The organism is Metabacillus idriensis (genome assembly GCF_050483325.1).
GTDB lineage: Bacteria > Bacillota > Bacilli > Bacillales > Bacillaceae > Bacillus_P > Bacillus_P idriensis_A.
Genome location: NZ_JBCMYF010000004.1, coordinates 70,704 through 95,306, shown reverse-complemented (window position 1 = coordinate 95,306; position 24,603 = coordinate 70,704). Strand labels below are relative to the sequence as shown.

Below are 24,603 nucleotides of genomic sequence, written 5' to 3'. Positions count from 1 at the left end.
AGCTAAACGGGCGATTCCGCTTTTTTTTTTAGTGTACGACCGATGACTATTTATTATCCTTACACCATTTCATACAAAAATTCTCTCAGCTCATTTGCTTCATCTTCCTCAAGACTGAAGGCATGCTCAATATATCCCGGTTCATTCAGGTCATCTTCCCCGATAATGGCAAAACGGCTGCTCAATAAATTCAAAACAAGGTGTTTGCCATAATAGCGGTCAGATTTAACAATCGCTAGATCAAAGCGGCTGTTTTCTCCCATAAAGCTGACAAAGCGTGTTTTTGTTTCGACAGTATCATCATATAAATAAAATCGTTCAGACATCATCATTTCCCCTTTATTCCATATCATTTTCCTCTATCATAGCAAACGTTCCTCTTTACCGAAACCAGCTGCAGGGAAATATTGATATCATTGAAATTGTGATAAAATACAAGTATTGAGTATGAATGTTGGGAGTTGTCAAAAGATGTATTTTGTAGATCGTGAGAAAATTGAAGAAACCTTGGTTTATTTTGAAAAGAACTTAACTTTATTTGGTGAGCACACTGAATGGAAAACAGACATAGAAGTGAAAGCGCTTGAACGTCTGGCGCAAATGATGATTGAAGCGATATTGGATACCGGAAATGCCATTATTGACGGATTTATTATGAGAGACCCTGGGAGCTATGAGGATATTATCGATATTATGCTTGATGAAAAAGTGGTTGATCAGGATGAAGCAGACGGACTGAAAGAGGTAATCGGTTACCGCAAACAGCTCGTTCAGGAGTATCTGTCCATTGATCACACTGCTCTTACAGCAAGCCTGCAAAAACAGTCAGACGTGCTTCGCGGTTTTCCTTCCCGCGTAAGGGCTTATCTGGAAAATGAACTTGGGCCGGTTTCCGCTTTTAGACATTAAAGAATAAACGTATTATAATGAATGGACGCTTTCTTTTTAAGAAGGCGTCTCATTTTTTTACATAAAGCAAGGAGTGAGATAGATGAAAAAGTACAAAGGCTATTTAATTGACCTTGATGGAACGATGTATCGCGGCAAAGAACGTATTGAAGAAGCAAGCGATTTCGTTAAATTATTAATAAAAAAAGAAATACCGTATTTATTTGTGACAAATAATTCATCAAGAACTCCTGAGCAAGTAGCGGAAAAATTGAATTTATTTGACATCCCAGCGAACGAGGATAAAGTATTTACTACAAGCCAGGCAACGGCAAACTTCATTTATGAAAAAAAATCTGATGCAGCTGTTTATGTGATTGGTGAAGAAGGCATCCAGCAGGCATTGATTGAACGGGGATTTAAGCTTGTTGATGAAAATCCTGATTTTGTCGTAACGGGAATAGACAGAGACATTAACTATGAAAAGTTAGCTTTGGGCTGTATCGCTGTCCGCAATGGGGCAACATTTATTTCAACGAATGGGGATATTGCCATCCCTACTGAACGGGGGTTGCTGCCGGGAAACGGTTCATTAACAGCGGTGATTGCCGTATCAACTGCGGTCCAGCCAATTTTTATCGGCAAGCCGGAAAGCATCATTATGGAACAGGCTTTAAAAGTATTGGGTACAGATCCAGAGGATACATTAATGGTCGGGGATAACTATGACACCGATATTAAAGCCGGCATGAATACAGGTTTGGATACTTTGCTTGTCCATACTGGAGTTACTCTTCGCGAGCATTTGCTTAATTATGATGAAAAGCCGACATATACGGTTGATTCATTAGAAGAGTGGTTTGACAAGATATAAAGAAGCGGAGGCTGGGACAAAAGGTTTTCAGCCAAAGTAAAATCCGAACTGTTATGTGAAATTCCAGCTTGAATTTCGTTTCAGTTCGGATTTTTTTTTGTCTGCCTAAGTCTGACTAGTCGGCTCGATTTTGTGTTGTCCACCTCCATCGCCCAGCCCCTCAGCGAGAATGGCTCCGCCAATTAATTGTGAAACCCCATGAATTAAATCGGAAACCCCTCCAATTAAATTGAATACCCCATCAATTAAATTGAAAACCCCATCAATTCGGTAATGACTCCTCGGCTTGACCAGTCGGCTCCGATTTCGTGTTGTCCAGCTCCATCGCCCAGCCCCTCAGCGAGAATGGCTCCGCCAATTAATTGTGAAACCCCATGAATTAAATCGGAAACCCCTCCAATTATATTGAAAACCCCATCAATTAAATTGAAAACCCCATCAATTCGGTAATGACTCCTCGGCTTGACCAGTCGGCTCCGATTTCGTGTTGTCCAGCTCCATCGCCCAGCTCCTCGGCCAGAACGGCTCCGTCTGTAAAGGCAAAAAGCGCCTTTTCAGCCGGAACCTTATCTGTCTGCCTGCGCTAAACGGGCGATTCCGCTTTTCTGTGTTATTCCGTATTTTTAGCGCGATGCGCCAGCCTGCTTGATGCTGCAGCAGCAATGGCTCCGATGATATCATCGAGATAGGTGTGGACCATTCCGGTTGATTTGTCGTTCAGGAATTTAAGTATTCCGGGTTTTTCTTTGTCGATGTAGCCGTAGTTGGTAAAACCGATTGATCCATAGATGTTGACGATGGACAGTGCGATGATTTCATCTACCCCATACAGGCTTTCATCACTTTCAATGATGGCTTGAAGGGGTTCCTCAAGCATTTTTTTCTCTGCCAGAATATCTAATTGTATGCCGGTTAATACGGCGTTTTGCACTTCTCTTTTTGATAGTACCCGGTCTATATTCTCCAAACATTGATCGATCGTTAATGAAGGATGATATTTGACTTGCAGAAAGTATACGAGTTCTGCGATATCTTCTAATTTTACTCCGCGGTCCTGTATCCATTGTCTTGCGGTTTTTTCAACAATGTCCATCTTCTCTTTTTCTTTCATCCATTTCACCCAATCTTCTTTTTACTATTTTACGCAAACGGTCTTCTGAATGTGTAATGAAAATGTCAATCATTAAAAAGTGTTTAACTTACGATTCAAAATATACATAAATGAGTTAACTTCCGATTAGGATAGGGTAAGGACTTTTTTCTATATATGGGGGAAAAACTCGTGGAAAAATTGATACGGGAACAATATGGACTTAGAGTGGCAGAGACATTCAGAGTAGGAAATTATGATGCTTTCTCATATCATCAGCACGTCTACTTGATTGTCCCGCTGTCACATATAGACGATGAAGAGCTTTATGAACTGTATAATATGAGCCAATTTCTGCTTGAACGCGGAGACCCGTTTGTGGCGGTTTTTTTGTTAACAAAGCAAGGGAATTTATATATAGAATGGGAAAAAAGGAAATATGGAATATTGAAAACCTCATATGTTCAAAGCGAGCGTGTGTATCAGGTAGGGAGAGAGCTTGCACGGTTTCACCAAAAAGCAAGAAGCTATCCTTATCAGATTACAAAAATAAGCAGAATCGGCCAATGGAAGGTGCTGTGGGAAAAGCGGACAGATCAGCTTGAAGGGTTTTGGCGCGGAAAAGTCAGTTCACAGCCGCTTGATTCGTTTGAAAAAATGTTCGCTGAATCTTTTCCATATTATATGGGCCTTGCCGAAAATGCCATTCAATACTTAGTGGACACAGAACTTGATGATGAGCCTCAGCCTATTGATTCAGCAACAGTCTGCCATCACAGATTCTATTCGGATACTTGGAGATCATCGGGACTTGTAAAAATCCCCACAGATTGGGTGTTTGATCATTGCAGCAGGGATATTGCCGAATATTTAAGAAACCAATTTTTTGATCAGCCTGATACGCTGCGTCAGGACGGATTTTTACTTTTAGAGGATTATGACAGGACAACACCGCTCTCTTCTTTTTCATGGAGACTAATTTACAGCCGACTGCTGCTGCCGATTCATTATTTTGAATGCATTGAAGATTATTATTTATCATCTGAAACGGATAAACCCTATTATGAAGCGAAGCTTACAGAAATGCTGAAGAATTCCTCCAAGTATGAGGGATTCCTGAAATCCTATGCGCAATTACTGTCCATGCGGACGAAAAAAATCTATTTGCCTGCTATACATTGGCTTTGAGTCCGGTTCATTCCTCTCACACCTTATGTGATAAGATAAAAGAAAATGAAAAAGGGTGAGAGGATGAAAACGCCAAAAATATTCATAACAAGAAAATGTCCTGAAGAAAGATTGAAAGCGCTTAAGGAACTGGGTGAAGTGGAAATGTGGGATAAGGAAGATGTTCCATGTCCCCGCGGTCTGCTGCTTGAAAAAGCTAAAGAAGCAGATGCGCTTTTAACGATGCTCTCTGATCAAGTTGATGAGGAGCTTCTTAATAAAGCAGAGAACGTAAAAGTGATTGCAAACCTTGCCGTTGGATACGACAATATTAATCTTCCATATGCCAAGGAAAAAAAGGTCATCATTACGAATACGCCTGATGTCTTAACGGATACAACGGCAGACCTCACATTTGCCCTTATCCTTGCTGCAGCCAGGCGGGTCATTGAAGCAGCAGACTATGTAAAGGACGGTAAATGGACAAGCTGGAGCCCGCTTTTGCTTGCGGGTGCAGATGTTCATCATAAAACAATCGGCATCGTTGGCATGGGGAAAATAGGGCAGGCTGTTGCAAAACGCGCCAAAGGGTTCGATATGAAAATCCTCTACCATAATCGGTCAAGAGATCACGATGCTGAAAATAACCTGGATGCGGCTTATACAAGTTTTGATGAACTGCTCTCCCAGTCGGATTTTGTCGTCTGCATGACGCCGCTTACGAATGAAACGAAGCATATGTTCAATGCTGAAAGCTTCAGAAAAATGAAATCTACAGCTCTTTTTATTAATTCTTCACGGGGCGGCACAGTTGTGGAGAATGATTTGATAAAAGCACTTGAAACAGGTGAAATTGCTGGAGCGGGGCTTGATGTGTTTGAGAAAGAACCAATCAGCGCCGATCACCCGCTGTTAAAGCTGCCAAATGCAGTAGCTCTCCCTCATATAGGCAGTGCAACGGCTGAAACACGATACGGCATGATCGATTGCTGTGTTCAGAACATCCTGTCGGTTTTATCAGGGAAACCTCCAGTCACCCCCTTAACTTAGATTACTTCTGCAAAGATCAGGGTATAGTCATCTAAAACGGGAGGTTTGATGATGAACAGTTTTTTAGTGCAATATACGGACAGAGAAACGATGGAGAGGGTCTTTGACGGACCTATCTTTCCAACCGAGGAAGAAGCCATGCTTGAGAAAGAAAAGCTTGAACGAAAAGGTCATTTTGATGTAACCGTTGAAAGCGAAAATGATATACAGCTTGACCGGGAATAAATAAAAAGGCGTGCGATTGCCCCGCGCGCCTTTTTATTTTATATTTTCCAAAAAATATAAACCTAGTATAATCACCAAAGAAAGCGATTACATGCAAAATACTGAAAATTCTCTATTGATTAGCAATAGCACACTGTTTATAATGACAATAATAGAAAATGTCTATCATACATAAACAAATGTATTTCTTAGAAGGACATCAAGGGAGTGGATAAATTCATGAAAGCAATTCAAGTTGGTTTATTGGGACTGGGAACAGTCGGAAGCGGTGTAGTGAAAATTATTAACGATCACCAGGATAAATTGATGCACCAGGTAGGCTGTCCCGTTAAAGTGAAAAAGGTCCTCGTACAGGATGTTGATAAAAAAAGACAGGTTGAATTCGGTAAAGAGCTTCTTACAAGAAATGCTGATGAAGTGATTCATGATCCTGAAATAGATGTCATTATTGAAGTAATGGGCGGTGTTCTGCATACAAAGGAATATATTCTTCAGGCTCTTAAGGCGAAAAAACATGTAGTCACTGCAAATAAAGATCTAATGGCCGTATATGGCACAGAGCTATTAGATGCGGCAACAGAAAATGGGTGTGACTTATTCTATGAAGCAAGTGTTGCCGGGGGAATTCCGATTTTAAGAAGTTTAGTAGATGGACTTGCTTCAGACCGGATTAACAAAATGATGGGAATTGTGAACGGGACAACAAATTTCATCTTAACAAAAATGAGCAAACATGGAAGTCCATATGAAGAAGTTCTGAAAGAGGCCCAGGATCTTGGGTACGCAGAATCAGACCCTACTGCTGACGTAGAAGGACTGGATGCTGCCCGTAAAATGGCAATTCTCGCCCGTCTTGGCTTTTCAATGCACGTAGATTTAGAGGATGTAAGTGTGAAAGGCATCAGTGAAGTAACAGATGAGGACATCAGCTACAGCAAAAGACTTGGATATACAATGAAGCTGATCGGCATCGCCAACCGCAACCACAATAAAGTCGAAGTAAGTGTACAGCCGACCCTGCTGCCTGATTATCATCCATTGGCATCGGTTAATAACGAATATAACGCTGTTTATGTGTACGGGGAGGCTGTAGGAGAGACGATGTTCTACGGTCCCGGCGCGGGAAGCTTGCCGACTGCTACAGCTGTCGTATCTGATTTAGTAGGCGTCATGAAAAATATGAGACTTGGGGTAAATGGACGAAGTGCTGTACTTCCTCAATTTGAAAAAGCATTGAAGCAGAGCGATGAAATCTATGCTCAGCATTTCCTCCGCATTCATGTAAAAGACCAAGTCGGAGCGTTTTCAACAATCACATCTTTATTCTCAGAACGCGGTGTCAGCTTTGAGAAAATTCTGCAGCTTCCGCTTAAAAACAGCAATCTGGCAGAAATTGTGATTGTTACCCATCAGGCATCAAACAAAGACTTTGATGAGATTTTGGCAAACCTGCTTGATTTCGAAGTCGTTCATGGCATAAAAAGCTCATATCGCGTAGAAGGGAACGGTTACTCATGATGTGGAAAGGTCTCTTAAATAAATACCGGAATTACTTGCCAGTAAATGATCAAACACCTTTACTTACGCTGAACGAGGGGAATACCCCTCTCGTTTTTCTTCCGACACTGTCAGAGAAGCTTGGACTTGAGCTATATGCGAAAACAGAAGGCGCCAATCCAACGGGTTCTTTTAAAGACAGGGGCATGGTGATGGCTGTTGCAAAAGCGAAAGAAGAAGGCAGTGATACAGTAATCTGTGCATCAACTGGAAATACATCCGCTGCAGCAGCCGCATATGCAGCCAGAGCGAAAATGCGATGCATTATTGTCATTCCTGACGGGAAAATTGCGTTTGGAAAACTTGCCCAGGCAGTGATGTACGGAGCAGAAATCATTGCGATCAAGGGAAATTTTGATCAGGCGCTGACAATGGTCCGCAGTATGTCTGAGAAGCTTCCTATTACTCTTGTAAACTCTGTGAACCCTTACCGCCTTGAAGGGCAGAAAACAGCTGCATTTGAGCTGTGCGACGCATTGGGTGCAGCTCCTGATATTCTGGCAATCCCTGTAGGCAATGCTGGCAACATTTCTGCTTATTGGAAGGGCTTTTTGGAATATGACAGCATTCATCAGACCGGCCTCCCGCAAATGCAAGGCTTTGAAGCAGAAGGAGCTGCTGCGATTGTGCGCAATCAAGTGATTGAAAACCCTGAAACAATTGCGACTGCCATTCGGATCGGCAACCCGGCAAGCTGGGACAAAGCGGTCAATGCAGCTGAGCAATCAGGCGGATTTATTGATGAAGTAACAGACGCGGAAATTATTGAGGCTTATCAGCTTTTGGCTAAGACTGAAGGCATTTTTGCAGAACCTGCTTCATGCGCTTCCATTGCAGGGTTAATAAAGAGTGCGAAGAAAGGCGTTTATAAAAAGGGAGCTAAAGCAGTTGCTGTCTTAACAGGAAATGGATTAAAAGATCCAAACGTGGCTGTTGATCTCTCAGAAATTAAACCAATCGTGCTTCCAAACGATGAACTTGCCGTTATGGAGCAGCTTAAAGGAGTTGGTGCATGGTGAAAGAAGGCGACATGTTAAAGATAAAAGTTCCCGGAAGTACGGCAAACCTGGGACCTGGCTTTGATTCCGTCGGTCTTGCTGTTAATCGTTATCTGGAACTGAGCGTCATTCCTGCTGCAAAATGGTCATTTATTCCGTTAAATGAGGAAATGCTCGATATTCCAAGAGATGAAGAAAACCTCATTTATCAAGTGGCGAAAAGAGTGGCATCTTCTTATGAATCTGCACTGCCCGCCTGTTCAGTTGAAGTTTGGAGCGGTATTCCGATGGCAAGGGGGCTTGGAAGCAGTGCTGCTGCTATCGTGGCCGGTGTGGAGCTTGCAAATGAATTATGCGGCTTGCAGTTAAGCATGAAAGAAAAGCTGCATTTGGCCAGTATTATTGAAGGTCATCCGGATAATGCAGGAGCATCCTTATACGGAGGATTAGTTGTGGGACTCCATCAGGAGCAAGAAACAGAATTGGTGGCTGCTCATGAGGTAGACATTGATCTAGTGGCGGTTGTCCCGCCATACAAGCTGTATACTAAAGATGCCCGGGACGTGCTTCCCGGATACTTGGAATACACCGGGGCAGTAGAAGCAAGTGCAGTCAGCAATGTTTTAGTAGCAGCTGTTCTTTCAAATAACTGGCGTCTTGCAGGAAAAATGATGAAAAAGGATTTATTTCACCAGCCTTACCGCGGAACTTTGATTAAGGAGCTTTTAAAAGTACAGGAAGCGGCTGTGGATGCAGGTGCATACGGCGCAGCACTCAGCGGTGCGGGGCCGACTGTCCTGGCATTTACGGCTAAAGGGAAAGGGAAAACACTCGCTAAACTGCTAAAAGCTCAATTTCCTAAATGTGAAGTTGATGAGCTTTCACCAGTCTTAGAGGGATCAAATGTTTATTATGAAGCCAGCACTGGACAAGTTCGGGATTCGATTGGATAGAGCATTCTCATTTGAGGATGCTTTTTGTTTTGGGATCATGATCTATTTTCATCTGCTTTAGGAGGAAATTTATTTAGCTTGTCGAAATAAATAGAATGCTGGAAAAAATCACAGGGAAAGTTTGGTGTTGATCAAAATGGAAAGTATTAAGCAAAAAAGAGGGATGACAGCCGAAGACTTATACAAGCTGAAATCCGTCAATGATCCTCATGTTTCACCGTGCGGCACAAAAGCCGTTTACGTTCAAACATCCATTCATGAAGAAAAACATCAATACATATCGAATCTATTTTTAATCAATTTGGAAAAGAATACTTCCAGTCAATGGACATACGGTGAAGGTAAAAACACCTCCCCTAGATGGTCTCCTGATGGAAGCAGTCTGGCATTTCTATCAGACCGCAATGGGAAAAATCAGCTTTTCCTCATGTCCGCAGCAGGCGGCGAGGCTAAAGCCCTCACAAAAGAACATTTATCTGTCTCTCAGCCTGCCTGGAGTCCGGATGGGACGAAAATCCTTGCAGCCATTTCTTTAGCGCCATCAGACAAATTAGACAAAGAGGATAAGGATGAGAAAAAGCAGCCGGAGCCGCTTGTCGTGGAAGATATGAGGTATAAGTCTGATGCAGCAGGTTTTGTAAAGAACCGTAAAAGGCAGCTTGCCATTATAGATGTAAATACAGGGGAGCTTGAGCTGATCGGCTCAAGGGAGTTTGATTATAATGACGGAGCCTGGTCCCCGGACGGGAAATCGATTGGGTTTACTTCGAATATGACGGATGATCCCGATCAAACGTTAATATCAGACGTTTTTATTCTATCTTTAGAAACGAACGAGCAGCAGCAGCTGACAAACAGCAGCGGATACTTTGGCAATCTATCATGGTCGCCGGATGGAAGCTATTTATCTTTTCTGGGTCATGAAAAAGAATTCCAAAGTGCAACTTTCTCGAAAATTTGGCTGTACGGCATGAAATCGGAAGAGTTGACTTGCTATTCAGCTGATTGGGACGTTCACATCAGTGATGCCGTTGTAGCCGATTTTATCTCAGGCAGTGTGTATCCTGGCCTTATTTGGACAGAGGACAGCCAGGGATTTTATTTTATTTTAACCGATCAGGGCAATACGGGTGTCTATTATGGCTCACTTGAAGGACAAACCCTTCCGGTAAGGTTTGAACAGGAGCATGTCTACGGATTATCGGTTCATACTGGCAGTCATACCGCAGTTCTTGGCATCAGCCGTCCCGATCATCCAAGTGATTTGTATTTCTTTGATTTTAGTACAGGAGAAAATCGCCAGCTTACAAATGTGAATGAAGAATTCTTGCAAAAAATCGAACTTGCTGTTCCTGAGGCAATAAAGTGGAAGGCGGAAGACGGACTTGAGCTGCATGGCTGGATCATGAAGCCGGCTGGATTTAAGGATGGCGAGAAATACCCCCTCGTTCTTGAAATTCACGGCGGACCCCACGCCATGTATGCCAATACCTATTTCCATGAGTTTCAAATGCTTGCTTCAAGCGGGAAAGCCGTCCTTTATACAAATCCCCGCGGAAGCCATGGATATGGACAGCATTTTGTAGATCAGGTTCGCGGTGATTATGGCGGAAGCGACTATACCGATTTAATGAGTGCAGTCGATTATGCACTTGAAACCTATGATTATATTGATAAAGATCGGCTAGGTGTAACAGGAGGCAGCTATGGCGGTTTTATGACGAACTGGATTGTAGGTCATACAAACAGGTTTAAAGCTGCTGTCACGCAGCGTTCAATCAGCAACTGGATCAGCTTCTACGGAGTGAGTGATATCGGCTACTACTTTACAGAGTGGGAAATCGGCGGAGATCTGATCAATGATTTTGATAAACTCTGGCACCATTCGCCGTTAAAATATGTCACAAACGTAGAAACGCCTCTTTTGATCCTTCATAGTGAAAAAGACTATCGCTGTCCTGTGGAGCAGGCTGAGCAGCTTTATATCGCATTAAAGCGCCTGAAAAAAGAAACAAAATTTGTGCGCTTTCCAGAAGCAAACCATGAATTATCCAGAAGCGGGCATCCTAAGCTTCGGATTGACAGGCTGAATCATATCAAAGGATGGTTCGACGAGTATCTATAAGCACAAAAAAAGATGGTGAGCGGGCTCACCATCTTTTCATTTTAAGATAAGAACGTATAAAGTTTTGCGCTTTTCTTATCAGAAAACTTGTTCTACTTCCACAACTCCCGGAACTTCTTCAAGAAGTGCGCGTTCGATTCCAGCTTTAAGTGTAATAGTTGAACTTGGGCAGCTGCCGCAAGCTCCTAAAAGGCGTAATTTTACTATGCCGTCTTCTATATCAACAAGCTCACAATCTCCGCCGTCACGAAGCAAGAATGGACGTAATTTATCTAATACTTCCTGTACTTGTTCTACCATTTGTGTTTCTGTGGTCATTATAATCGACTCCTTCCTTATCCTGCTATTATATTCAAAAAACCGCTGAAAATCTATTCATATGATTGATGTAATATCTGTTAATGCCATTATTTTAACATATTCCGCGCCGAATAAAAACGGATACTTTCAACAGATAAGTTTTCATGGAAAAAAAACGCTTACTCCCTTACAATGAAACATAAGAAAAGGGGGAATACGATGAAAAAACAAGTGGAAGTGTGCGTATATGGAGCTGAAGTACTTTGTCCAAGCTGTGTGAATCTCCCCTCATCAATAGAAACATATGAATGGCTCGAAGCAGCAATTTCAAGAAAATTCCCGCAGCAGCAGTTCAAAATAGAATATGTCGATGTGTTTGCGCCGCAAGACAATCCAGAGAAAAAGGGTTTTGCAGAGAAAATCGCAAATGACGAGTATTTTTATCCGTTAGTTGTCATCGATGGAGTAGTAGTAGGGGAAGGCAATCCGAAACTGAAAACCATTTATGCTGAAATGGAGAAGCATGGGTATGTTTCTGCGTAATATTTCTATAATTGTTCATTTTAATGACTCGTCATGTTTTAAACCTGCTTTACACGTAGACCAGTCTGGATAATCCTTCGATTCCAAGAAAATAGGTGTCCGGCATATGATTGCCCGCTATGGAGCCTGCTTCAATTGTAAAAGAATACGGAGTTTGAACATGCTTGTATAAGTATTTCAGCTTCGTCATAGGATTATAAACAAATACAGGAGGCAGTTTCGGCACCAGATCGGTGGTGTTGACGAAGCGGATGCTGTTCGGAACAAGCCGGTCATAGATTTCCGCAAACTGCCCGTCTCCTACTCTTGGAGCCCCATAGTTATACATGACGATAGACCGGAATCGGGCGTTAACCGCTGCATCGGCAGCGTGAAGAACAGCTAGTGCTCCTCCAAGACTATGCCCGGTAATAAAGAGATTTTTCTTTTTTGAGAGGGCTGAATACGTTTGGAAGATTTCGTCCCGGCACTTGGAATAGATCGACTGAAATCCCTGATGCACGAGGCCGCCGTTTTGGATATAGGGATAGGAAGTCTGGCGGATGGTGGCATCGGCGACCCAGTCTGCATCCGATTGCGTACCCCGGAACGCAATCACAACCGCATCGTCTGATTCGAGGATAAATCCGAACCATTCCATGACGCCGTTCGCGCTGGATTTGAAAGCTTTTACCAGCTTGAATCCAGGAACGGGTTCCACCGGACCGTTGTTTAAATACTGGCGGTATGAATATACACACATATGGAGGAGAAATTCCGCAAGATCTTTATCGTAAAAAGGTTTCCGTTTTGGCATATACATCCTTCCGCACCTCGCAGCAATAGGCTTATGCATTATCCTACGCATGGAACGGAAAGAAGTGCCTGTATGGCAAATCGCTGACGGCTTTCAGTCAAAAAAGAACAATAAAAAAAGCAGGAAGGAAAAATGGTTATTTTTCCTTCCTGCTTTTTTTTAGGAACTTATTGGAGAGTCCCTTTTGATTTATCCATTATGATACTTATACATCCATAGAATTCCTGACTTAAGCAAACGCGGAACTCGTCCAATTAGCGGCCGGTCATTCACAAGGCCGAAACCATGTTTCTTTCCAAGTGACCCAAGTACACCTTTAAGCTTAAAGGCAGGGAAATCCTGAGGCAGTTCTTCGCCATTCCACTTTTTAAGCAGAACTTGAACAATTTGTTCAGCTTGAGCTTCGGCAAGCTGGGCACTTGGTGCATGGGGAAGGCTTGCGCAGTCTCCAACAACGAATGCATCTTCATGATGCGGAAGGTGATGCTGTTTTGTCAGAACGACACGTCCCTGTGGATCTTTGTCAGCGGGAAGTTCTCTGACAACTTTATTCGGCTGAATGCCTGCAGTCCATACGATGGCATCATAAGAAACAGGCTCATCATGATTATATAGAACGTTTTGTTCTACTTTAGTTACGTTGGCACTGTTGATAATGGTTACGCCATGATCTTCAAACCAGCCTTGAACATATTTGCTCAAACGTTCTGGAAAACTGGAAAGAATGTTTTTGCCCCGGTCATAAAGTGTAATTTTAAGATCTTTGCGGCTTTCTCTGAGTTCACTCGCAAGCTCAACTCCGCTGAGTCCTGCGCCAACGATTGCAACAGAAGCACCGCCGCTTAAGTTATTAAGGAGCTGATACGTTTCTCTTGATTGATCGATTGTCTGGATGCTGTGGGTAAACTCTTTTGCACCTGGAACATTATGATACTTGTCCTCGCAGCCTAACCCGATAATAAGATCATCATATGAAATCGGTTCCTGATTCTTCAGATGAACCTTTTTTTCTTCAAGATCGACCGAAGTGATTTCCCCGAATATTAAGTGCAGACGCTCATGCTCAGGAAAATCTACGCGGATATGATGGTCTGAAATCGTTCCCGCAGCAAGTGCGTAATATTCCGTTTTTAAACAATGATAGGGATTTTTATCTATGAGTGTAATTTGCACATCTTCAGGCAGCTGACCTGGAAGAAGCCGGTGAAGGACGCGCATGCCGCCGTATCCACCGCCAAGAATAACTAAGTTCTTCATTGCAGATTCCCCTTTTTCTCCTCTTAAGGTGAGTAATATTCGTATCTATAGGTTAATTCAGTAATTAAGAAAACCTTTGCAATATGCCATCTAAAAGTATAACGAATTTGATGATAAACCACAATATATTATGAAAAAGTCATCTATTAATCTGTTAACCCGCTCATTAGTAAATCACTTTCGTAAAAATGTGTTGGTATTTATGAAAAAAGTATAACATAAAACGTTAATTATTGACGATAGTACATAGAAAGAGGTAGCATAGGATTGCAGGTATGAGGTGATGAAGTTGAAACCAATAATAGAATTTTGTATAAGCAATTTAGCGAACGGTTCACAAGCTGCTTTGGAAAAGTTAGAAAAGGATCCAAATCTGGACATTATTGAATACGGATGTCTTGGATATTGCGGAAAATGCTATGCTTCTCTTTATGCCCTTGTAAACGGTGAGGTTGTAACTGGGGAATCATCTGAAGAGTTAGTTAAAAACATATATGATTACTTGGATGAGAATCCTATGTTCTAAAAAAACGCGTACACTCAAGTACGCGTTTTTTTACTGTATCGTCCACTTTTGCTTCATTTCCCTCATTTCGCGCCATCTGTCTTTTGCCATTTCAACAATCACTTTTTCCTTTGTGTTTTTTTGTTTTTCAATCACTTTTGAAAAGTAGAGTGCGGCCTGCGCTTTATCATTTGATCTTCTGCTCAGTTCACCTATTAAATAGAGTACTTTCATTTCTGTTAAGTGTGTGCCATAGAAATCATCATTGATATAAGAAGCGATATATTCTTCAAGGGCTAATTTAAGAAAACGATTCTCTTGAAGCTCCATCTGCTCTGTGCGGTAGATCCAGGCAAGCCTTAAATAAAGTCCGCCCATTGAGACGTGTTTCTCTTTTTTCAATACTCCTGAATAAATAGCAAGTTTATATGTATGAATGGCCTCATTAATACTTCTTTTTTTGCAGAAATTCATGCTCCCCCAGTTTGACCGTATCTTCTCGTTAATGATTTCCTCTGTTCTAAAAGGAAAATCAGGAGAGAATTCTTCTGACATTGAAAAACCGCAGACAGGACACACATTTACATAGTAAAGAAGAGGGCTGAATTCCTTTTTACTATAGTAAGAACAAAAGTCAGTGTCATGACTGACGGCCCGGATGAAACCTCTTTTTACTTTTTTTGTTGCATATGTATGTTTGCAAATCGGACAATCTATATTTTTATCGTATAGGAAATCAAGCTTATTCATATAGTGCTCCTCCCATCAGTAAAACAGGGTAAATTGTAATGAAATCATACCACATATATAGGTACAAAGTATTATAAATTGGTAAATAGCCTTTTTTGAATAACAGAATCCATTCAGATGCAACCTAAGTTTGTGCAACTAGTTAATTTGTCGGAAAATATCATTATTTGTCTCAATGATATAGACATACCCGCTATCGCCTGTTATTTTAGACACATCAAAAACGATTGCCCGAGGTGAAGAAATGATCAATTTTTTATGGGGACTAATGGGAATTGCCGTCCTTTTTGCCATCGCTTTTCTCCTATCAGAACGAAAAAGCCATATTAAAGTCCGCACGATTCTCGGCGGCCTTGCCATTCAGCTTTTATTTGCTTTTCTGGTATTAAAATGGGAGCCTGGAACAAGAGCTTTTAAAGGGCTGACTGAATCCGTACAGAACCTGGTAGGTTATGCCAGTGAAGGGATTGGATTTCTATTTGGTTCACTTGGAGATCCATCACAGCCAACAGGCTTCATCTTTGCATTTAATGTTCTGACAATCATTATTTTCTTTTCTTCGTTAATTTCTGTTTTATATCATATTGGGGTTATGCAGTGGATTATCAGAATTTTAGGCGGCGGTTTATCGAAATTATTAGGGACAAGTAAAGCAGAATCGCTCTCTGCTGCTGCTAATATCTTTGTAGGGCAAACAGAAGCTCCTTTGGTCATTAAACCTTACATAGCAAAAATGACAAAATCAGAATTGTTCGCTGTCATGACAGGGGGGCTTGCTTCTGTTGCGGGCTCTGTCCTGTTCGGCTATGCTGCCCTTGGAGTTCCTCTTGAATACTTGCTTGCTGCAAGTTTCATGGCTGCGCCTGCAGGGCTTATTATGGCAAAAATGCTTATTCCTGAAACGGAAATGCCTGAAACGATGGAAGGCGTTAAGATGGAAAGCGATGAGGATACGGCAAATGTCATTGATGCTGCGGCAAAGGGAGCATCTGTAGGACTTCAGCTTGCCTTGAATGTGGGTGCGATGCTTTTAGCTTTTATCGCGCTGATCGCACTATTAAACGGAATCCTTGGTTTTATCGGAGGGATTTTTGGAGCTTCTAACTTAACACTTGAATACATTCTTGGGTTTGTTTTTGCACCTCTTGCCTTTATCATCGGAGTTCCATGGGAAGAAGCTGTGAAAGCAGGAAGCTTTATCGGTCAAAAGCTGGTGTTGAATGAGTTTGTTGCCTATTCAAATTTTGCACCTCAGCTTGATGCACTGTCAGATAAAACAGTAGCTATCATAAGCTTTGCACTCTGCGGATTTGCCAACCTGTCATCTATTGCCATTTTGCTTGGAGGACTTGGCGGTATGGCACCAAACCGCCGTCAGGATATTGCACGGCTTGGATTTAAAGCAATAGCTGCAGGAACACTTGCCAACCTTTTAAGTGCGGCAATTGCAGGGATGTTTATGTTTTAATAATAATAGGATCACAAATAAAAGCTCCCTGCACCAAAGCAGGGAGCTTTTATTATCTATAACAAACGGGGGATATTTCTATTGTTATCCTGTTTCCAGCATTTTATACTTATAAAAAGAAAAAAGAGGGAGAACAGTATGAAACAATTCCAATTTACGAAAATGCATGCACTCGGAAACAATTATATATATGTAAATATGTTTAAAGAACAATTGGAAGAATCAATGCTTCCTCAGCTTGCAAAGGAAGTATCAAATGTATTTACCGGCATCGGTTCAGACGGAATGATCTTGATTTGTCCATCTGAGAAAGCGCCAGTAAAGATGAGAATTTTCAACAGTGATGGATCAGAAGGGAAAAATTGCGGAAATGGTCTTCGCTGCGTTGCGAAATATGCATTTGAGAATAAACTGATAGAAAAGAAAGAGTTTTCAATCGAAACACTCTCAGGGCTGGTCCATGCAAAGCTTGAAGTGGAAGATGGCGAAGTCAGCAGAGTAACAATCAATATGGGGCAGCCTATGCTTCATCGGGCTGATATTCCTATGGCTGGCACTTCAGATGAAAAAGTCATAAACGAACGGCTTGAATTTGACGGCAGTGTCTATCAAGCTACAGCTGTTTCAATGGGCAATCCGCATCTCATTTTTTATGTGGACAGCATTGAATCAGCACCAGTGTTAACACTTGGACCAAGAGTTGAGAAGGATCCCCTTTTTCCTGAAGGCATCAATGTTGAGTTTGTGGAAGTCGCAGCGGAAAATGAACTTCATTTCAGAGTGTGGGAAAGAGGTTCCGGAGTTACTCAAGCATGCGGGACAGGTGCTTGTGCAGCCGTTGTCTCTTCTGTTCTAAATGGGCATACGAAAAGAGGGCTGGATACAACTGTCCACCTTGCTGGAGGAGATCTTCTGATCAACTGGACAGAAGAGGGGAATGTTTTAATGACAGGTCCAGCAGAGGTTATTTGTTCAGGTGTTTACTTCTATGACAAATAGAAATGTGTTTCATTTGAGAGTTCCAATTAGAAGGGGTATACTTACTGTATAGCCTTTGGACGATTGGCAAAGGAGGAACAAGAAATGAATGAATTTGTAATAATTACTGAAGCGGCAGCTTATCAGATAAAAGATATGATGAAAGAAAACGAAGAAGAGCAGTCTTTTCTTCGTGTTGGCGTAAAAGGCGGCGGCTGCAGCGGTTTATCGTACGGCATGGGTTTTGAACAAGAACCTAATGATGACGACACTCAATTTGAAGTGCATGGCATCAAAGTGCTTGTTGATAAGGAAAGCTCCCTTATCTTAAAAGGGACAAAAATTGATTTTAAAGAGTCCCTTATGGGCGGAGGCTTCACGATTGATAATCCGAATGCCATTGCGTCATGCGGATGCGGTTCATCTTTTAGAACGGCTACGAATACGGGTACTCCTGAAGAGTGCTGATTATAACTGAAAAAGACATTTCATTAGCCTGAAAGGCTAGTGAAGTGTCTTTTTTTATTTTTTTCTTTTATAAATTATTATGAAAATAAGGAAGAAAGACACAGCAAAAACGAAAACCCGCACTAAATTAGTGAAATCAAGCTGATGCTCTAAATTTACTTGCTTTTCAGGTTCTTTTCCTGCACCGAGAACCCTTATGTCATCCAAAGCGTCTGCAGCTAAAGCTGTTCGCTCACATAATCCTGTCTCAAGGGTATTCTTTTCTCCGTATGCATAAATAAGGTAAGACTGGCCTTCAATAAAATCAAAACCGCAGCCTGCTGAATCTCTTTCTGTTTCTATTATTAGCTGTGATTGAGAAGGGCCTTTCCAAATTTGATCGACTTCTATTAACGCTTTTTTCTTGCTGTTTTCAGTTGTTTTTAATACTTTTCCTGAAAAAACAGCCGTTTTGTTTTCTAATTCAGATTGAACAGACGGCGGCTGTGCACAAGAGCAAGCATACCCTTTTTCTTCATTTACCAAAAAAATGCCTGAAATCATCAACATGCAAAGAATGATTTTCCATTTCATCTCTTTTCCCCCTTTGAAGAGCATAGTCGTTAAGAAAGAATAAAAGGTTACATTTTCCATCAAAACAAAGGACAAATACCGGGCATATAGTATTGATGTGTGAATAGAGAAGGGAGCTTGAATGATGAATTACTATCCATATCCATATCAGATGTATAATCAATTTCGTCTGTCATCAACAGATGAATTAAATGAGGGCTTGTATAAATGGGTGAAATTGACCTTTACAAACGGTACGGAAAAAGAGGCATTTGTATTCTACTTAGATAAACCTTCAGGAGCGGTATTTATCTTGTCTTTTCCCGCACTTACCACAAGTCAGGTGAATGTGAATAATATCAAATCCGTAGAAGTGCTGCCTAAACCCCCAAAAATGGAAGAAGAAGAGGCTCCTCAAGAAGAGGAAGGACAAACTGAAGAAGAGGAGCAGGAGCAGCCGCAAGAAGAGGAGCAGGAGCAGCCGGAAACTCCGCAAATGCCTGGAATGGATCAAGAAGGAGGCATGCAGTCCGGCCAGGAAAGTCCATTTGGCCAAATGCCTGGAATGGATCAAGGAGGAAGCATGCAGTCCGGCCAGGGAAGTCCGTTTGGCCAAATGCCTGGAGTGGATCAAGGAGGAGGCATGCAGTCCGGCCAGGGAAATCCATTTGGCCAAATGCCTGGAATGGATCAAGGAGGAGGCATGCAGTCCGGCCAGGGAAGTCCGTTTGGCCAAATGCCGGGAAGCATTGATCAAAGCGGCATGCCGTTTGGCGGACAGAGATATCAGCAATGGAATCAGCCGGTGTATTATAACCCTTACAGTAATTACTGGCAGAGTTAAAAGGGCATCAAAAAGAGGAAAAGCAGACCGCTTTTCCTCTTTTGTTCAGGAGAATCATCTCTTTATTTTTCAAACAAACTTGTGCTGTGAAGCGGCTGAACTCTTGCTTTTGGATCCATATAAGCTTTAGCGTTGTTAACCGCTGTTGGAGCTTCTCCAAATCCGCTTGCGATCAGTTTTACTTTTCCTTCATACGTACAAATGTCTCCTGCAGCATATATGCCTTCAACGTTTGTTTCCATTTTGCTGTTAACGACAATCGAATTTTTCTCAATTTCAAGACCCCAGTTCTTGATTGGGCCAAGAGATGAGACGAATCCAAAGTTCACGATGACAGAATCCACATCAATGACTTCTTTGCGATCGCCTTTCACTTCTTCTAATACAACTTGCTCAATATTTTCTGTTCCTGTTAATTCTTTCGGTACAAATGGTGTAAGAACTTGAACTTTTGAGTTATTTAAGTTTTCAACACTATGCTCATGAGCACGGAACTTATCTCGTCTGTGCACAAGTGTTACTTTTTCGGCAATAGGTTCAAGCATAAGCGCCCAGTCAACGGCAGAATCTCCCCCGCCGCAAATAAGAACTCTCTGACCGGCAAACTGATTTAAATCATCAATGAAGTAATGAAGGTTTGCTTTTTCAAATGAAGCAGCTTCTTCAAGTTCAATTTTACGGGGCTGGAACGCTCCATTTCCTGCAGTGATAATAATCGTTTTAGAATAATGGATTTCCTGATCTGTTGTTAATTTGAAGACGCCGTCAGCTTGTTTTTCAACTGTATCTACCGCTTGCTCTAAGCAGACAGTCGGCTCGAATTTAGCCATTTGTTCTTTTAGATTGTTAACTAGTTCCTGTGCGCGCACTTTAGGAAATCCTGCAACATCATATATGTATTTTTCAGGATATAAGGCAGAAAGCTGTCCGCCCAGCTGAGGCAAGCTTTCGATAATTTTAACTGAAGCCTGACGCATGCCGCCGTAAAAAGCTGTGAACAAACCAACAGGTCCGCCGCCAATAATTGTTATGTCGTATACTTTTGTGTCTTCCTTCACAAATATCCCCTCGCTTGTAATTGATAATAATTCTTAATTATAACATATCATACCTCTTTAACAATTTCACCTGGTGATTGATTAAAGAGATGTGCCTTGTATAAGAATATGATTATTATAGAGAATGTTTTTATTTTTGTAAAATTCTTAACGTTTGTAATCCTTCATTTTGGTCTTGAAAAATAAATCGCAGATGCTATTATGTAATATAGGCATTATTTATATTCTATGTTACTACTTACGAAGTTTAAGGTATTATTTTGAAAAGTTAAGTGAACATTTTCACATACTTTTTTAGGCAAAACAAAATAAAATGTTGTGAAGCAGCGGAAGATAATCAGTATAGAATTTATTTCATTCTTTACAACAAATTCAGAAAAAAAGGTGGATGTGATTCGGTTGAGAAAGCCCAAAATAGTAGTTTTAGGTGCAGGTTACGGCGGATTAATGGCAGTTACACGTCTTCAAAAAATGATCGGTGTGAACGAAGCAGATCTTACATTGGTTAACAAAAATGATTATCACTATGAAACAACATGGCTGCATGAGGCATCAGCTGGTACTTTGCATCATGATAAAGCAAGATACCAAGTAAAAGATGTTATTGACAACAGCCGTGTGAAATTTGTGAAAGAAACAGTTGTTTCGATTAACAAAGATGAAAAGAAAATCGTTCTTGCAAATGGCGAGCTTGAGTATGACTACCTTGTGATTTCTCTTGGATCTCATCCAGAAACATTTGGAATCAAAGGCTTGAAAGAGTACGCTTTCGGTATTACGAACATCAATGCTGCGCGTCAATTGCGCGAGCATATCGAATATCAATTTGCTACTTACAACACAGAAGAAGTAAAACGCGACCAGCGTCTTGCTATCGTTGTGGGCGGGGCTGGCTTCACTGGAATCGAGTTCCTTGGAGAACTTGCTAACCGCGTTCCTGAGCTTTGCCGCGAGTACGATATTGATCATAAGAAAGTACGCATTATCTGTGTAGAAGCTGCTCCAACAGCTCTTCCTGGATTTGATCCAGAGCTTGTAGAATACGCTGTTAACCATTTAGAGCGTAAAGGTGTAGAATTCAAGATCGGAACGGCGATTAAAGAATGTGTAGAAGATGGCATTATTGTTGCAAAAGACGACGTAATGGAAGAAATCAAAGCTGATACTGTTGTATGGGCAGCAGGTGTGCGCGGAAACAGCATCGTTGAAGAAGCTGGCTTTGAAAATATGCGCGGACGTGTAAAAGTTGATTCGTACCTAAGAGCTCCTCACCATGAAGATGTTTTCATCATTGGCGACTGTTCTCTAGTAATCAACGAAGAAATCAACCGTCCATATCCTCCAACGGCTCAAATTGCGATGCAGCAAGGTATTACAGCTGCTAAAAACATTGCAGTTGCCGTTCGCGACCAAGGTGAAATGGAAGAATTCAAGCCAGACATCAAAGGTACAGTTGCTTCACTTGGCGAAGATGATGCTGTAGGTATGGTATTTGGCAAGAAAGTAATGGGAACAAAAGCTTCATTCATGAAGAAAATGATTGATAATCGTGCTCTTCTAATGGTTGGCGGAGCTGGATTAGTCGTTAAAAAAGGTAAATTCAAATTTTTCTAAGAAGTAGAGTAAAATAAAAGACAGAAGCCTTGTGCTTTTGTCTTTTTTTAGTGTCAGAATTTATATGCGTTATGCTTTATGGCATTTTGGAACGCCCTGCAAAACCAAGTATAGGTATTAGAGGGTGGGGAATTGAGTAAATCGTACCTTGCAAAACCGAATTACAATATGAGGGTAATCAAGCGCTCGAATCGTCCCCTGCAAAACTGACTAACAGTTTGGGAGGGTAAGGAAGTGCAGGATTCGTACCCCGCAAAACCGAAACATAGTATTGGAGGGAAAGAATGCAAGGATGCCTCTCAAAAATGAAAATATCTCCCTTTTCCCGCTTCAGAGCAGCGATCATCTTTCACCATCCAGATTCCTAAACACCTGTTTTTCACATAAAAAAGCGGGATCAGGACTTTCCCGTCGGATCTTTACCTGTCATGCCTGCGCTAAAAGGGAGGTTGCGCTTTTATTGTTAAAAAATGGAGTAAGATATAAAAAGTTAAAAGGGGGAGATTTGTATGGCAAATAAACGGGGGAATGTATGGATTGCTGTTTCAGGTGTAGTAGAGAACGAAAACGGGGACTGGCTTGTCGTAAAAAAGAAATACGGCGGATTGAAAGGGAAGTGGTCTTTTCCTGCAGGTTTTGTGAATGAGGGGGAAACGCTTGATGAAGCAATTGTGAGGGAGATCCTTGAGGAAACGGGAATTGCTGCAGAAGTACAGGGCGTGATCGCCATTCGGTCAGGTGTCATTCAAAATACGATCAGTGATAATATGGTTATTTTTAAATTGAAGGCGAATTCTTCTGCCGTTATTGTACAGGAAGATGAACTGTTTGAAGCAGCATTTTTTCCGCCGCAAATACTTAAGGAGGACGAGAATGCATCGCTTCTGCTTCAGTCATTTGCAGAAGAAGCATTTGAGAAAATGCTTTATAAAATTGAAGGTCTGAACCCTGGAAATCAGTTTGGATACACGTCATATCGTATATTTTTATAATTTTCAAAATAATAAGAAAAATTGAGAGAAAAGAAGGATGAGCTTGATGTATTCGCTTACATCAGGAATCCCGTGAGATTTTCTCCCTTTATCCTTTACAAAGAACCTGTTATAGTATTTTCAATATCTAAAAAGAGATACTTGACAAAGGGGAGAATAGATGATGAATACATCTGCTATCGATAAGAAAGAATGTCCATATTGTTCAGGTAAAGGTTATTTTCAATTGCTTCTTGGCGGTTCAGAGACGTGCGATTGCTGCAACGGAACTGGAAAGAAGTCTTCATAAAACGTTCAATGTTTTTCCGATTGACTGAATATCGCTTGTTCAGTACACTTAAATAGGTGTACTGGAGGCGATAACTTGTTTTTACCTGTATTGATGATTTCGATGCTTTTATTCTTTGTTTTATTTTTTGGAATCGGTTTCTTGCTTAATATGCTGCTTCGCATGTCTTGGATCATGGCTATTATCTATCCGATTGTCTGTATATTGATTGTAGATAATGTGAGATTCACAGAGTATTTCATCTCACCTGGATCCTCTTTTTCATCCCTTGGAGAGCGTATTCTGTCTTTGGCTTTAGCAGATATTCTAATTCTTGTGTGCGGTTTTATCGGAGCAGTTGTATCTGGAATTGTGATTAACATGCTCCGCAAAAGAGGATATCAAATGTTTTAAAATGTGATCTGTACATCGTGTGCAGGTCTTTTTATTTTTGATAAAAGAAAACTTGTAATATATGGATTCGTTCCTATCTTGAATATTTCGTTTCTCATTTGGAGACGATTATGGATGTGAGAGGAGTGAACACATCGTAAATGGATAGGACGAAAACCTGGTCAAGGCGTCTACTAATGACACTATTATTGCTAGTGGCGCTCGGTACCACTTTAAAAGCTTTTTCAGGTGCAGAGGCAAAGGATCTGCCTGTTTTTAATGGGTGGAGCAAGGGCATATTGGAAAGTGAAGGGCATCCTTATAAACTGACCGGACTCATCCCTAAATCTCTGCACAGTGAAAAGACGGTCGCAGCCGCGATTTCTTCAAGCGGAAGCTCGATAGATCAACTATCGCTTGAAAATGAAATTGACTGGTCTCAATACCCTAAGCAGGAAGTAACAGCAACAGGATATACAGCAGGCTATGAATCAACAGGCAAAAAACCTGAACATCCCGAATATGGCATTACGTATTCCGGAGTGAAAGTGAAAAGAGATTTGTATTCAACCATAGCAGCTGATTTAAGTGTGTTTCCGGTAGGGACCATTCTGTTTATTCCAGGTTACGGATTTGGTGTAGTGGCCGACAAGGGCGGTGCGATAAAGGGGAATGAACTGGATCTTTATTACGATACTGTTGAAGAAGTGTTTCAGTTTTGGGGCAAAAAAACGCTAGACATCTATATCGTCCAAAAAGGCAACGGACGATTAACCGAAAATGAACTGACGAAATTGAATGAAAATAAGTCGATGCAGGCATTTCGCCAAAAATACATGAAACCCAAAACAAAAAGTTAATGATGGATGGAGGGTTTCATGTAAATTTTG

The 24,603-nt window shown here is 41.4% G+C and carries 28 protein-coding genes; 20 read left to right on the top strand and 8 right to left on the bottom strand.

What is annotated here, in order from left to right; genetic code table 11:
* Window positions 1–59: 59 nt before the first annotated feature.
* Window positions 60–326 carry a DUF3055 domain-containing protein gene (locus ABEQ24_RS02845; protein WP_070877938.1) on the bottom strand — a complete coding sequence of 89 codons (267 nt, stop codon included), beginning with the start codon at window positions 324–326 and terminating at the stop codon, window positions 60–62.
* Between the two features lie 145 nt (window positions 327–471).
* On the opposite strand from ABEQ24_RS02845, the gene ABEQ24_RS02840 reads away from it, so the two are divergent.
* Window positions 472–909: a DUF86 domain-containing protein gene (locus tag ABEQ24_RS02840; RefSeq protein WP_430005372.1), complete on the top strand. Its 438-nt coding sequence runs from the start codon at window positions 472–474 to the stop codon at window positions 907–909.
* Window positions 910–991: 82 nt separating this feature from the next.
* Entirely contained in the window at window positions 992–1,762 is a 771-nt protein-coding gene (locus ABEQ24_RS02835) for a TIGR01457 family HAD-type hydrolase (RefSeq protein WP_430005371.1), read from the top strand.
* 610 nt (window positions 1,763–2,372) lie between these two features.
* On the opposite strand, the gene ABEQ24_RS02830 is transcribed toward ABEQ24_RS02835, so the two are convergent.
* Window positions 2,373–2,873 carry a phosphatidylglycerophosphatase A family protein gene (locus ABEQ24_RS02830; RefSeq protein ID WP_430005370.1) on the bottom strand — a complete coding sequence of 167 codons (501 nt, stop codon included), beginning with the start codon at window positions 2,871–2,873 and terminating at the stop codon, window positions 2,373–2,375.
* 171 nt (window positions 2,874–3,044) lie between these two features.
* Here ABEQ24_RS02830 and yutH point away from each other — a divergent pair, with 171 nt between their 5' ends.
* The 7 genes from yutH to ABEQ24_RS02795 all read left to right on the top strand — a co-directional run bounded on the left by yutH (window position 3,045) and on the right by ABEQ24_RS02795 (window position 10,927).
* Complete coding sequence (gene yutH / locus ABEQ24_RS02825; protein ID WP_430005369.1) at window positions 3,045–4,040, top strand: spore coat putative kinase YutH; 996 nt, start codon at window positions 3,045–3,047, stop codon at window positions 4,038–4,040.
* Between the two features lie 63 nt (window positions 4,041–4,103).
* Window positions 4,104–5,069 carry a 2-hydroxyacid dehydrogenase gene (locus ABEQ24_RS02820; protein ID WP_430005368.1) on the top strand — a complete coding sequence of 322 codons (966 nt, stop codon included), beginning with the start codon at window positions 4,104–4,106 and terminating at the stop codon, window positions 5,067–5,069.
* 51 nt (window positions 5,070–5,120) lie between these two features.
* Window positions 5,121–5,294: a hypothetical protein gene (locus ABEQ24_RS02815; protein WP_430005367.1), complete on the top strand. Its 174-nt coding sequence runs from the start codon at window positions 5,121–5,123 to the stop codon at window positions 5,292–5,294.
* A gap of 219 nt (window positions 5,295–5,513) precedes the next feature.
* Window positions 5,514–6,812 (top strand): homoserine dehydrogenase, encoded by a 1,299-nt coding sequence (locus tag ABEQ24_RS02810; RefSeq protein ID WP_430005366.1) that lies wholly within the window; start codon window positions 5,514–5,516, stop codon window positions 6,810–6,812.
* The gene (gene thrC / locus ABEQ24_RS02805) at window positions 6,812–7,870 is read left to right on the top strand and encodes a threonine synthase (RefSeq protein ID WP_430005412.1); all 1,059 of its coding nucleotides are present in this window, start codon (window positions 6,812–6,814) and stop codon (window positions 7,868–7,870) included. The genes ABEQ24_RS02810 and thrC overlap by 1 nt, the downstream gene beginning before the upstream one ends.
* Window positions 7,867–8,802, top strand: a complete 936-nt coding sequence (gene thrB / locus ABEQ24_RS02800) for a homoserine kinase (RefSeq protein WP_430005411.1) — start codon at window positions 7,867–7,869, stop codon at window positions 8,800–8,802. Before thrC ends, thrB begins: the two co-directional genes overlap by 4 nt.
* A 136-nt stretch (window positions 8,803–8,938) precedes the next feature.
* Window positions 8,939–10,927 (top strand): S9 family peptidase, encoded by a 1,989-nt coding sequence (locus ABEQ24_RS02795; protein WP_430005365.1) that lies wholly within the window; start codon window positions 8,939–8,941, stop codon window positions 10,925–10,927.
* Window positions 10,928–11,005: 78 nt separating this feature from the next.
* On the opposite strand, the gene ABEQ24_RS02790 is transcribed toward ABEQ24_RS02795, so the two are convergent.
* Window positions 11,006–11,245 carry a NifU family protein gene (locus ABEQ24_RS02790; protein ID WP_430005364.1) on the bottom strand — a complete coding sequence of 80 codons (240 nt, stop codon included), beginning with the start codon at window positions 11,243–11,245 and terminating at the stop codon, window positions 11,006–11,008.
* A gap of 201 nt (window positions 11,246–11,446) precedes the next feature.
* On the opposite strand from ABEQ24_RS02790, the gene ABEQ24_RS02785 reads away from it, so the two are divergent.
* Window positions 11,447–11,770 (top strand): YuzD family protein, encoded by a 324-nt coding sequence (locus ABEQ24_RS02785; RefSeq protein WP_430005363.1) that lies wholly within the window; start codon window positions 11,447–11,449, stop codon window positions 11,768–11,770.
* Between the two features lie 49 nt (window positions 11,771–11,819).
* Here ABEQ24_RS02785 and ABEQ24_RS02780 read toward each other — a convergent pair whose 3' ends face one another.
* Window positions 11,820–12,566: a lipase family protein gene (locus ABEQ24_RS02780; RefSeq protein WP_430005362.1), complete on the bottom strand. Its 747-nt coding sequence runs from the start codon at window positions 12,564–12,566 to the stop codon at window positions 11,820–11,822.
* Between the two features lie 189 nt (window positions 12,567–12,755).
* Complete coding sequence (locus ABEQ24_RS02775) at window positions 12,756–13,823, bottom strand: NAD(P)/FAD-dependent oxidoreductase (protein WP_430005361.1); 1,068 nt, start codon at window positions 13,821–13,823, stop codon at window positions 12,756–12,758.
* 289 nt (window positions 13,824–14,112) lie between these two features.
* Here ABEQ24_RS02775 and ABEQ24_RS02770 point away from each other — a divergent pair, with 289 nt between their 5' ends.
* Entirely contained in the window at window positions 14,113–14,349 is a 237-nt protein-coding gene (locus ABEQ24_RS02770; protein WP_430005360.1) for a YuzB family protein, read from the top strand.
* Window positions 14,350–14,379: 30 nt separating this feature from the next.
* On the opposite strand, the gene ABEQ24_RS02765 is transcribed toward ABEQ24_RS02770, so the two are convergent.
* Window positions 14,380–15,078, bottom strand: a complete 699-nt coding sequence (locus tag ABEQ24_RS02765; RefSeq protein WP_430005359.1) for a DUF2225 domain-containing protein — start codon at window positions 15,076–15,078, stop codon at window positions 14,380–14,382.
* A 247-nt stretch (window positions 15,079–15,325) separates the two neighbouring features.
* On the opposite strand from ABEQ24_RS02765, the gene ABEQ24_RS02760 reads away from it, so the two are divergent.
* The 3 genes from ABEQ24_RS02760 to ABEQ24_RS02750 all read left to right on the top strand — a co-directional run bounded on the left by ABEQ24_RS02760 (window position 15,326) and on the right by ABEQ24_RS02750 (window position 17,992).
* Window positions 15,326–16,546: a NupC/NupG family nucleoside CNT transporter gene (locus ABEQ24_RS02760; RefSeq protein ID WP_430005410.1), complete on the top strand. Its 1,221-nt coding sequence runs from the start codon at window positions 15,326–15,328 to the stop codon at window positions 16,544–16,546.
* 138 nt (window positions 16,547–16,684) lie between these two features.
* Window positions 16,685–17,545 carry a diaminopimelate epimerase gene (gene dapF / locus ABEQ24_RS02755; protein WP_430005358.1) on the top strand — a complete coding sequence of 287 codons (861 nt, stop codon included), beginning with the start codon at window positions 16,685–16,687 and terminating at the stop codon, window positions 17,543–17,545.
* Between the two features lie 84 nt (window positions 17,546–17,629).
* On the top strand, window positions 17,630–17,992 hold the full coding sequence (locus ABEQ24_RS02750; RefSeq protein ID WP_430005357.1) for a HesB/IscA family protein: 363 nt from the start codon (window positions 17,630–17,632) through the stop codon (window positions 17,990–17,992).
* 54 nt (window positions 17,993–18,046) lie between these two features.
* Here ABEQ24_RS02750 and ABEQ24_RS02745 read toward each other — a convergent pair whose 3' ends face one another.
* A complete protein-coding gene (locus ABEQ24_RS02745; RefSeq protein WP_430005356.1) occupies window positions 18,047–18,565 on the bottom strand; it encodes a hypothetical protein in 519 nt (172 codons plus the stop codon).
* Between the two features lie 121 nt (window positions 18,566–18,686).
* On the opposite strand from ABEQ24_RS02745, the gene ABEQ24_RS02740 reads away from it, so the two are divergent.
* Window positions 18,687–19,388, top strand: coding sequence for a hypothetical protein (locus ABEQ24_RS02740; RefSeq protein ID WP_430005355.1), 702 nt, complete (start codon window positions 18,687–18,689; stop codon window positions 19,386–19,388).
* Window positions 19,389–19,450: 62 nt separating this feature from the next.
* Here the strand turns inward: ABEQ24_RS02740 and yumC are convergent, their stop codons facing one another.
* A complete protein-coding gene (gene yumC / locus ABEQ24_RS02735) occupies window positions 19,451–20,446 on the bottom strand; it encodes a ferredoxin--NADP reductase 2 (RefSeq protein WP_070876051.1) in 996 nt (331 codons plus the stop codon).
* Window positions 20,447–20,836: 390 nt separating this feature from the next.
* Between yumC and ABEQ24_RS02730 the strand changes: the two genes are divergently transcribed.
* The 5 genes from ABEQ24_RS02730 to ABEQ24_RS02710 all read left to right on the top strand — a co-directional run bounded on the left by ABEQ24_RS02730 (window position 20,837) and on the right by ABEQ24_RS02710 (window position 24,573).
* Window positions 20,837–22,060 (top strand): NAD(P)/FAD-dependent oxidoreductase, encoded by a 1,224-nt coding sequence (locus tag ABEQ24_RS02730; RefSeq protein ID WP_430005354.1) that lies wholly within the window; start codon window positions 20,837–20,839, stop codon window positions 22,058–22,060.
* A 509-nt stretch (window positions 22,061–22,569) separates the two neighbouring features.
* Window positions 22,570–23,052 (top strand): NUDIX domain-containing protein, encoded by a 483-nt coding sequence (locus tag ABEQ24_RS02725; RefSeq protein WP_430005353.1) that lies wholly within the window; start codon window positions 22,570–22,572, stop codon window positions 23,050–23,052.
* Between the two features lie 163 nt (window positions 23,053–23,215).
* Window positions 23,216–23,341 (top strand): YuiA family protein, encoded by a 126-nt coding sequence (locus tag ABEQ24_RS02720; RefSeq protein ID WP_170292796.1) that lies wholly within the window; start codon window positions 23,216–23,218, stop codon window positions 23,339–23,341.
* A gap of 93 nt (window positions 23,342–23,434) precedes the next feature.
* Entirely contained in the window at window positions 23,435–23,734 is a 300-nt protein-coding gene (locus ABEQ24_RS02715) for a YuiB family protein (protein ID WP_430005409.1), read from the top strand.
* A 140-nt stretch (window positions 23,735–23,874) separates the two neighbouring features.
* Window positions 23,875–24,573: a 3D domain-containing protein gene (locus ABEQ24_RS02710; protein WP_430005352.1), complete on the top strand. Its 699-nt coding sequence runs from the start codon at window positions 23,875–23,877 to the stop codon at window positions 24,571–24,573.
* Window positions 24,574–24,603 lie beyond the last annotated feature (30 nt).

Coding starts and splice junctions, on each gene's coding strand:
- ABEQ24_RS02845 (WP_070877938.1), bottom strand. CDS start 326: ATGTCTGAACGATTTTATTTATATGATGATACTGTCGAAACAAAAACA.
- ABEQ24_RS02840 (WP_430005372.1), top strand. CDS start 472: ATGTATTTTGTAGATCGTGAGAAAATTGAAGAAACCTTGGTTTATTTT.
- ABEQ24_RS02835 (WP_430005371.1), top strand. CDS start 992: ATGAAAAAGTACAAAGGCTATTTAATTGACCTTGATGGAACGATGTAT.
- ABEQ24_RS02830 (WP_430005370.1), bottom strand. CDS start 2,873: ATGAAAGAAAAAGAGAAGATGGACATTGTTGAAAAAACCGCAAGACAA.
- ABEQ24_RS02820 (WP_430005368.1), top strand. CDS start 4,104: ATGAAAACGCCAAAAATATTCATAACAAGAAAATGTCCTGAAGAAAGA.
- ABEQ24_RS02815 (WP_430005367.1), top strand. CDS start 5,121: ATGAACAGTTTTTTAGTGCAATATACGGACAGAGAAACGATGGAGAGG.
- ABEQ24_RS02810 (WP_430005366.1), top strand. CDS start 5,514: ATGAAAGCAATTCAAGTTGGTTTATTGGGACTGGGAACAGTCGGAAGC.
- thrC (WP_430005412.1), top strand. CDS start 6,812: ATGTGGAAAGGTCTCTTAAATAAATACCGGAATTACTTGCCAGTAAAT.
- ABEQ24_RS02795 (WP_430005365.1), top strand. CDS start 8,939: ATGGAAAGTATTAAGCAAAAAAGAGGGATGACAGCCGAAGACTTATAC.
- ABEQ24_RS02790 (WP_430005364.1), bottom strand. CDS start 11,245: ATGACCACAGAAACACAAATGGTAGAACAAGTACAGGAAGTATTAGAT.
- ABEQ24_RS02785 (WP_430005363.1), top strand. CDS start 11,447: ATGAAAAAACAAGTGGAAGTGTGCGTATATGGAGCTGAAGTACTTTGT.
- ABEQ24_RS02780 (WP_430005362.1), bottom strand. CDS start 12,566: ATGCCAAAACGGAAACCTTTTTACGATAAAGATCTTGCGGAATTTCTC.
- ABEQ24_RS02775 (WP_430005361.1), bottom strand. CDS start 13,823: ATGAAGAACTTAGTTATTCTTGGCGGTGGATACGGCGGCATGCGCGTC.
- ABEQ24_RS02765 (WP_430005359.1), bottom strand. CDS start 15,078: ATGAATAAGCTTGATTTCCTATACGATAAAAATATAGATTGTCCGATT.
- dapF (WP_430005358.1), top strand. CDS start 16,685: ATGAAACAATTCCAATTTACGAAAATGCATGCACTCGGAAACAATTAT.
- ABEQ24_RS02750 (WP_430005357.1), top strand. CDS start 17,630: ATGAATGAATTTGTAATAATTACTGAAGCGGCAGCTTATCAGATAAAA.
- ABEQ24_RS02745 (WP_430005356.1), bottom strand. CDS start 18,565: ATGAAATGGAAAATCATTCTTTGCATGTTGATGATTTCAGGCATTTTT.
- ABEQ24_RS02740 (WP_430005355.1), top strand. CDS start 18,687: ATGATGAATTACTATCCATATCCATATCAGATGTATAATCAATTTCGT.
- ABEQ24_RS02725 (WP_430005353.1), top strand. CDS start 22,570: ATGGCAAATAAACGGGGGAATGTATGGATTGCTGTTTCAGGTGTAGTA.
- ABEQ24_RS02720 (WP_170292796.1), top strand. CDS start 23,216: ATGAATACATCTGCTATCGATAAGAAAGAATGTCCATATTGTTCAGGT.
- ABEQ24_RS02715 (WP_430005409.1), top strand. CDS start 23,435: ATGATTTCGATGCTTTTATTCTTTGTTTTATTTTTTGGAATCGGTTTC.
- ABEQ24_RS02710 (WP_430005352.1), top strand. CDS start 23,875: ATGGATAGGACGAAAACCTGGTCAAGGCGTCTACTAATGACACTATTA.